Raw genomic sequence first — 2,124 nt, forward strand, 5'->3', positions numbered from 1 at the left:
CTCACCTTCGGCGCCACCTTCTGACCCGTTGCCCCACATGAAGAAGCTCTCGGTACAGATGGTCGTGGCCGTGCTCCTCGGCACGATCGCCGGCCTCCTGGTGGCCGCGGCGCACAGCGCCGCCGCCGATCGCGCGGTGTCGTTCCTCGCGCCGCTGGGCACGATCTGGGTGAACGCCATCCTGATGACGGTCGTGCCGCTAGTCGTGGTCAACGTGATCGTGGCCGCCGCGTCGTCCGCCGAGCAACGCAACGCGGCGCGCGGGGCCGCGGGGACGTTTGCGATGTTCGTCGGCGTCGTCACGGCCAGCGCGGTGCTCTGCGCCGTGCTCAGTCCCGGGCTGCTCGCGGCGATCGTGCCGGCCGGCGCGATTCCCATGCCCCCGGCGGCGGCCGCCGCGGCCCAGCAGCAGCCCTCGTTGTCGGCCCTGGTGGTGAGCATCGTGCCGCAGAACCCGGTGCGGGCGGCGGCCGACGGCGCGATGCTCGGGCTCATCGTCTTCTCGCTGCTGTTCGGCTTCGCCACCACGCGCATCAAGGCCGACCAGCGGGCGGCGGTGGTGCATCTGTGCCGCGCCGTGGGCGACGCACTGCTCGTGATCGTGGGCTGGGTGCTGCGCGTGGGGCCGCTCGGGGTGTTCGCCCTGATCCTGCCCGTGGCCACGCGCATCGGGCTCGACGTGCTGCGGTCGCTGGCCGGCTACATGCTGGTGGTCGCGCTGCTCTGCCTGGTGGTGACCATCGGCGCCTATGTCATGGCGGCCACGCTCGGCGGCACGCCGCTCCGCCGGTTCGCGCGGGCGCTCGCGGCGCCGCAGGCGATCGCGTTCGGCTCGCGGTCGTCGCTGGCGTCGCTCCCGTCGCTGATGCGCGCGGCGGAGGACGATCTCGGGCTCCCGGTCGAGGTGAGCGGGCTCGTGCTGCCGTTGGCCACCGCAATGCTCAAGGTGGCGGCGCCCGTCGCGTCGATCGCCGGCGCGGTGTTCATCGCGCGGGTGTACGGCATCCATCTGGGCGCCGGCCGCATGATCCCCGTGATCGCGACGTCGGTGTTCACCAGCTTCGGCGTGCCCGGCGTTCCCAACGGCGCGTGGACGCAGCTGCCGGTGTTTCTCGTGGCGGGGATCCCGCCCGAGGGGATCGGCATCCTGCTCGCCGTGGACGCGATCCCGGATGCGCTGCGCACCGTGACCAACGTCTCGGTGGATCTCGCGGTGGCCACCGTCATCGGGCGGTGGACGCGCGCCGGGTAGACGTCGCGTCGCTCCTTGCGGGATACCCGCCGGCCGCCAACTTCCACTCCATCTACCGCCCCCGGTCACGCCATGCTTCCATCCCTGCGCAGTGCCGTGCTCGACGCCAACCGCGCCCTCGGTGACCGCGGGCTGGCGCCGTTCACATTCGGGAACGCGAGCGCCATCGACCGCGCTCGCGGCCTCGTGGTGATCAAGCCCAGCGGCGTGCCCTACGACGTCATGCGTGCCGAGGATATGGTGATCACCGATCTGCACGGCACCGTCGTGGACGGCACGCTGCGTCCCTCGTCGGATCTACCCACCCATCTCGCGCTGTACCGCGCGTTCGAGACGATCGGCGGCGTGGTGCACACGCATTCGCACTTCGCCACCGCGTGGGCGCAGGCGCGGCGCGAGATTCCCTGCTTCGGCACCACCCACGCCGACTACTTCCATGGCTCGATTCCGGTGACGGACGATCTGACCGCCGAAGAGATCGCCGCCGACTACGAGGCGATGACCGGGCAGGCCATCGTCCGCCGGCTCGCGGGCCTCGATCCCCTGGCCATGCCGGCGGTCCTCGTGGCCAGTCACGCGAGCTTCTGCTGGGGGAGGACGGTGGAGGACGCCGTGCACACCGCGTCGGTGCTCGAGGAGGTGGCGCGCATGGCGTATCACACGCTGACCATCGAGGCCGACGCGCAGGCCATCGGCGCCGCGCTGCACGACAAGCACTTTCTGCGCAAGCACGGCCCGGGCGCGTATTACGGACAGAAGAAATAGCCGGGGCGGGCGAGCATCCAGAACGGAGTGGTTCGGCCGGATGCTCCGGATTGGACGGATGATACGGATTGAAATGCTTTGGGGCTGCAGGGTGAGCACGGCGCGCC

General features: G+C 71.0%; 2 protein-coding genes. Both read left to right on the forward strand.

Annotated elements, in window-relative coordinates:
- The first annotated feature begins 37 nt into the window (after window positions 1–37).
- Window positions 38–1,252: a cation:dicarboxylase symporter family transporter gene (locus tag VNE60_11360; protein ID HVB32115.1), complete on the forward strand. Its 1,215-nt coding sequence runs from the start codon at window positions 38–40 to the stop codon at window positions 1,250–1,252.
- A 72-nt stretch (window positions 1,253–1,324) separates the two neighbouring features.
- Window positions 1,325–2,017, forward strand: a complete 693-nt coding sequence (araD, locus tag VNE60_11365; GenBank protein HVB32116.1) for an L-ribulose-5-phosphate 4-epimerase AraD — start codon at window positions 1,325–1,327, stop codon at window positions 2,015–2,017.
- The last annotated feature ends 107 nt before the right edge of the window (window positions 2,018–2,124 follow it).

This window comes from Gemmatimonadaceae bacterium (genome assembly GCA_035533755.1).
Lineage (GTDB): Bacteria > Gemmatimonadota > Gemmatimonadetes > Gemmatimonadales > Gemmatimonadaceae > JAGWRI01.